At 60.5% G+C, this 5224-nt stretch carries 7 protein-coding genes and 1 pseudogene; 5 read left to right on the top strand and 3 right to left on the bottom strand.

All coding sequences use genetic code 11. From position 1 onward, the window contains the following. From PF446_RS03835 to PF446_RS03845, 3 genes are all read right to left on the bottom strand, one after another. Window positions 1-185, bottom strand: a 185-nt coding sequence (locus PF446_RS03835) for a hypothetical protein (protein ID WP_298069917.1), incomplete at its 3' end; no start/stop codon positions are given. 225 nt (window positions 186-410) lie between these two features. After that, on the bottom strand, window positions 411-845 hold the full coding sequence (locus tag PF446_RS03840) for a cell wall hydrolase (RefSeq protein WP_298069918.1): 435 nt from the start codon (window positions 843-845) through the stop codon (window positions 411-413). A 430-nt stretch (window positions 846-1275) separates the two neighbouring features. Next, window positions 1276-2085 carry a folate-binding protein gene (locus PF446_RS03845; RefSeq protein WP_298069919.1) on the bottom strand — a complete coding sequence of 270 codons (810 nt, stop codon included), beginning with the start codon at window positions 2083-2085 and terminating at the stop codon, window positions 1276-1278. Between the two features lie 109 nt (window positions 2086-2194). Here PF446_RS03845 and PF446_RS03850 point away from each other — a divergent pair, with 109 nt between their 5' ends. From PF446_RS03850 to PF446_RS03870, 5 genes and pseudogenes are all read left to right on the top strand, one after another. Next, the gene (locus PF446_RS03850; RefSeq protein WP_298069920.1) at window positions 2195-2359 is read left to right on the top strand and encodes a DUF1674 domain-containing protein; all 165 of its coding nucleotides are present in this window, start codon (window positions 2195-2197) and stop codon (window positions 2357-2359) included. Window positions 2360-2439: 80 nt separating this feature from the next. Next, window positions 2440-2832 (top strand): succinate dehydrogenase, cytochrome b556 subunit, encoded by a 393-nt coding sequence (gene sdhC, locus PF446_RS03855; RefSeq protein ID WP_298069922.1) that lies wholly within the window; start codon window positions 2440-2442, stop codon window positions 2830-2832. Continuing rightward, on the top strand, window positions 2829-3212 hold the full coding sequence (gene sdhD, locus PF446_RS03860; RefSeq protein ID WP_298069923.1) for a succinate dehydrogenase, hydrophobic membrane anchor protein: 384 nt from the start codon (window positions 2829-2831) through the stop codon (window positions 3210-3212). Before sdhC ends, sdhD begins: the two co-directional genes overlap by 4 nt. A gap of 10 nt (window positions 3213-3222) precedes the next feature. Then, on the top strand, window positions 3223-5010 hold the full coding sequence (gene sdhA, locus PF446_RS03865) for a succinate dehydrogenase flavoprotein subunit (protein WP_298069924.1): 1788 nt from the start codon (window positions 3223-3225) through the stop codon (window positions 5008-5010). Between the two features lie 35 nt (window positions 5011-5045). Beyond that, window positions 5046-5224 (top strand): annotated as a pseudogene (locus PF446_RS03870) (succinate dehydrogenase iron-sulfur subunit); the annotation flags it as partial.

Consider the following 5224-nt stretch of genomic DNA (forward strand, 5'->3'; position numbering starts at 1 on the left):
TTCACGCGCGTGCCCGGGGCGATGTCCAGTCCGATGACCTGGCCCGTGCGCGCCGCGCGCAGCCGTGCCATGGTGATCGGAAGAACGCGGGCATAGGCCCTCAGTTGCGGCGTGAACAGACGTGACCGCACGCTGACGGTATCGGTTGAAGGCGTTGCGCTCCAGGCATATGCAGAGGCCAGCAACAGCAGCAATCCCGATGTCCTCAGGGTTGCGATGATGTTTGAGTGGCACAGCTTTGCCCGCATTGATGAAAGTGTACGCGCGTTTCTCAGTTTTGACTTAGCATGCGATTGAAAACACACGTTCGCCCATGCGGTCTGGCGTCGAGCCGAACTCCGGAGTTTGCGGCACAAAAAAGGGCGACCCTCGTTGGTCGCCCCGGTCAAGCCTGTTGCCCGTTTGCCCGGTCAGTTTGTCGCGTAGAACGCATGGTCACCGATGGTGCGCAGGGGCGCATGCGTGGCCCATTTGGGCGAGATGCTGGTGGTGGCGAAATGATAGGCACCGGGCACCACCATCACGCGGTCGCGTTTGGGCAGCTTCCAGATGGCCATGCTTTCACCGGCGATCTTCCAGGCTTTGTTGAAGGCCGCAAGGTTGCTGATGTCGAAGCTCTTGGGCGTGGTCGACAGCGCGAACTGCAGCGGCGCGCGGACCACGTCGCATATGGTCTTGCCATAGCGACCGCGCTCATGTCGACGCATGGCGACTTCCGCGACGGCGAATTGGCCGATGGTGGGTTGGCTACGAGCTTCCAGGTACACCGTGGTCGCAAGACATGCCTGATCGGCCATGGGCCGGGGCATCAGCGAAGTCATCCAGAGCAGCCATGCAAGTTTCATCGTTGATTTTCCTCAGCATATCGCAGCGGGTGGTTCCGCATGCGCGCTTGAGCGACAGCCGTTTTTGCGGTCTGCCGGTCGTTACCGAAATTGCGGCACAAACACCGCAAAACGAACGCCACTTATGTGTAGCGCCGATCCGAATTTCTTGATTTGAAGTTGGGTTGCATCGCTGCGCGGCATGGATATGGGAGCGAATGGGTGGCTCCGCGCTGCGGTGTCCGCAAGAAGCGGACGTTTCATTCCGGCGTGGTTCGGTGCCGGGTCGCGCCAATCCGGATACTTCCGGTTTGTCGCGCACTGCAAAAGACCTGTTCCAAGTTCACCATCAGGTCAATCGATAACAGAAATTTAGCTAATGATCGGTTTCAAGTCAATCCACTGGCCGCCGGTGTTCAGGTGGGGTTAAAAACGCGTCGAGGCATGCCTGTCACGTCGGGAAGGTTCCGAGGACCTTCAGCGGTGAGTTTTCGGCTTCGTTGGACCAGGTTTCAATCACCCGCTCATGAGCGATGCCGAGCGCCTCATGCAAGTCACCGTGCCTTTCGATGCAATCGAGCACGACCAGGTTGCCCTCATCGTCCGATGACGGTGTCCAGGTGAGGCCGGGGGGTACTGCACTCGGCAACATGACATGACACAGCTGATACTTGTGTCTGCCGCGGTAGTGCATGCGCGCAACGATTTCCTGGCCTGGGAAACAGCCTTTGCTGAAACTGACGGCTCCCAGTCTGCGCAGGGAAAGGGCCGGTGGAAGCAGCGTGCCGTGCAGGGATTCGACCAGCCACGGATGGCCTGCCTGCATGGCTGCATGCCGCCACTGGCTGTTGGCGGCATGCGGCGATCCGATGCGGACGGCATACGAATCAAAGCCGAGCGTAAGGTCGTTTACATTGCCGTTCACGCTGAAGGCTTGGGCGTTGTCTGCATCCGCCAATGGCAGCGCAGGCAAGGTCGTTATCTCCACTCGGGAGCGGAAAACATAGCGAGCGAGGCCCTTGGCCACGCGGGAGGCATCGCCGCCGCGAAGCACGAGCAGCAGTTGGTCCGGGTTCAAGTACACCAGATGGAAGAGTGCGACAACTCGTCCTTTGGCATCCAGCCATGCACTCCATTGCCAGGTGCCGATCTGGAGTGCGTTCACGTCGCTGCTGAATTGCGCTTGTGCGAAAGCCAGCGCATCACTGCCTTGAAGGCGAACGATGGCGGCCTCGAGCGGTATCGGTTGAACGTATGTCATGATGATGGATGGACCTTGGATATGCCGTGCATTGCATGCCTGCCGGACGTTGTCCAGCTTGTGCTTGTTCAGGGCTGGTATTAGGATTTTACAGAGCTTTTCCAAGCCCATGACCGACACGAACCCCACGCATACCCAGAACCCGCCTTCCGAACCGACACCAGCGAATCCGCCCAGGGAGCGGAATCGTGAGGATCGCGAGGACGGCAAGCCGCGCCCTGACCCCGTGCGTTACGGCGACTGGGAAAAAAACGGCCGCTGCATCGATTTTTAATCGGTTCGCGCTTGTTCTGCGTACACACGGGTATTCGCGTCCACAGGGCGTTCCGCGACTCCATGTAAAGGATGGCCACGATGGCACAGACCGGGCGACCTCTTTCACCGCATATTGGCATCTACCGCTGGCAGGTGCAGATGGCGACATCGATTCTGCATCGCGCGACCGGCATTGCACTTTCCATCGGTACCCTACTGGTGCTTTGGGGGCTCATGGCCATGGCCTCCGGAGCAGGTGCCTGGATTCATTTTGAAGCCTTCATCACCAGCATTGTCGGGCTGATCCTGATGATCGGCTGGACCTGGGCGCTGATGTTTCATCTTTGCAACGGTATCCGGCATCTGCTGCAGGATACGGGCATGGGTTATGAAATCCCGCAGTTTGTGCGCTCAGGCTGGCTCGCGGTGATCGTGAGCCTGGCCCTGACCCTTGCGATATGGGCATGGCTGGCCATGGGAGGTGTGGCATGAGCAGGTTTCGCAACCCCGCGCGCCGCGCGATCGGCCTGGGCTCGGCCAAGTCCGGCGCACAGCACTGGTGGATGCAACGCATGACCGCGGTGGCCTTGATTGCGCTGTGCATCTGGTTCGTGGTCATGCTGCTGTCGATGCTGCATGCCGATTACGCATCTGCGCATGCAGTGCTGGCTCGGCCCTGGAATGCAGCCCTGATGATCGCCTTCACCAGCGCGATGTTCTGGCACGCGCAGCTGGGCCTCGCGGTGGTCATCGAGGATTACGTGCACACGCGCTGGCTTGAGTTCAGCCTGATCGTGCTGGTCAAGCTGTTTGCCGTCCTGTTTGCGATCGCCTGTGCGCTTGCGGTCCTGCGCATTGCGCTTGCTGGCTAAAGGAAGATTCATGGAAAGTTACAAGGTTCAGCAACACAAGTTCGATGTGGTGGTGGTCGGTGCCGGTGGCGCTGGCCTGCGTGCCACCTTCGGTCTGGCGCAGAAGGGTCTGAAAGCTGCGTGCGTCAGCAAGGTCTTTCCGACACGTTCGCACACGGTGGCCGCGCAGGGAGGCATCGCTGCCGCGCTCGGCAACATGGGCGAGGACGACTGGCGCTTCCACTTCTACGACACCATCAAGGGTGGCGACTGGCTCGGCGACCAGGATGCGATCGAGTACATGTGCAAGCACGCGCCGGAGGCCGTGATCGAGCTGGAGCACTATGGTGTGCCGTTTTCTCGCACCGACGAGGGCAAGATCTACCAGCGTCCGTTCGGTGGCATGACCACGCACTACGGCAAGGGCACAGCACAGCGCACCTGTGCCGCAGCCGACCGAACCGGTCACGCCATCCTGCATACGCTGTACCAGCAGTCGCTGGCCCATGATGCGACTTTTTTCATCGAATACTTCGCCACCGACCTGATCTTCGACGATGAGGGCGTATGCCGCGGCGTACTGGCGCTGGACCTCAACGAGGGTACGTTGCATGTTTTCCGCGGCCAGGCTGTGGTGCTGGCCACCGGCGGCTACGGTCGCGCCTACTTTTCCTGCACCTCGGCGCATACCTGCACCGGGGACGGCGGCGGCATGGTGCTGCGCGCCGGCCTGGCGCTACAGGATATGGAGTTCGTGCAGTTCCATCCCACCGGAATCTACGGTGCCGGCTGTCTGATCACCGAGGGCGTGCGCGGAGAGGGTGGTTATCTGACCAACTCCCAGGGCGAGCGCTTCATGGAGCGCTATGCACCCAGCGCCAAGGACCTGGCCTCGCGCGATGTGGTTTCGCGTGCCGAGACCATCGAGATCCGCGAGGGTCGGGGTGTCGGTGAGAACGCCGACCACACCTACCTGAACCTGATGCACCTGGGTTCCGACGTCATCAATGAACGATTGCCCGGTATCGCGGAGACCGCGCGCATCTTCGCGGGCGTCGATGTGGCCAAGGAACCCATCCCGGTGCTGCCGACGGTGCACTACAACATGGGCGGTATCCCGACCAACTATCACGGCGAGGTCGTGCAGAAGAAAGGCGACGATCCCGACGCCGTGGTGCCTGGACTTTTTGCCATCGGCGAGGCCGGTTGCCTTTCGGTGCATGGGGCCAACCGCCTGGGTTCGAACTCGTTGCTTGACCTGGTGGTGTTCGGCCGAGCCGTCGCGCACCGCTGCGCCGAGATCATCAAGCCAGGCGCAGCGCACAAGGACCTTCCGTCCAGCGTCCTGGACAAGGCGCTGCAACGATTCGACACATTGCGTCACGCCGATGGCGGAACGCCGACTGCCGATATCCGTATCCAGATGCAGAAGACCATGCAGTCCGATGCGGCGGTTTACCGAACCCAGGAAACATTGCAGGACGGCTGCGAAAAGATCGCCAAGGTGCACGCCTCGTTCGATGATGTACGTGTCAGTGACCGATCGATGGTCTGGAACTCCGACCTGGTCGAGACCCTGGAATTGTCCAATCTCCTCGATCAGGCGGTGGCTACCATGAACTCGGCCGAGCAGCGCAAGGAATCCCGTGGTGCTCATGCGCGCGAGGATTTTCCCGATCGTGACGACGGCGAGTGGATGAAACATACCCTGGTGTGGATCGATGACGCGGGCAAGTCGCGTTTCGATTACCGCCCTGTGCACATGAACACTCTTACCGACGATGTCGAGACCGTGCCGCCCAAGAAGCGTGTCTACTGATCCCGATACCCCATTCCCGATTCCCGGAATACGACATGGCAGAGTTCACGCTACCGAAAAACTCCAAAGTCCAGAAGGGCAAGCACTACGCCGCCAAGAGCGCGAAGAAGCCACGCACCTTCAAGATCTACCGCTGGAGTCCTGACGACGAAAACAATCCGCGCATGGACACCTATGAGATCGACCTGTCCAGCTGCGGGCCGATGGTTCTGGA

Origin of the sequence: Oleiagrimonas sp. (genome assembly GCF_027858935.1) — a bacterium.
Taxonomy (GTDB): domain Bacteria; phylum Pseudomonadota; class Gammaproteobacteria; order Xanthomonadales; family Rhodanobacteraceae; genus Oleiagrimonas.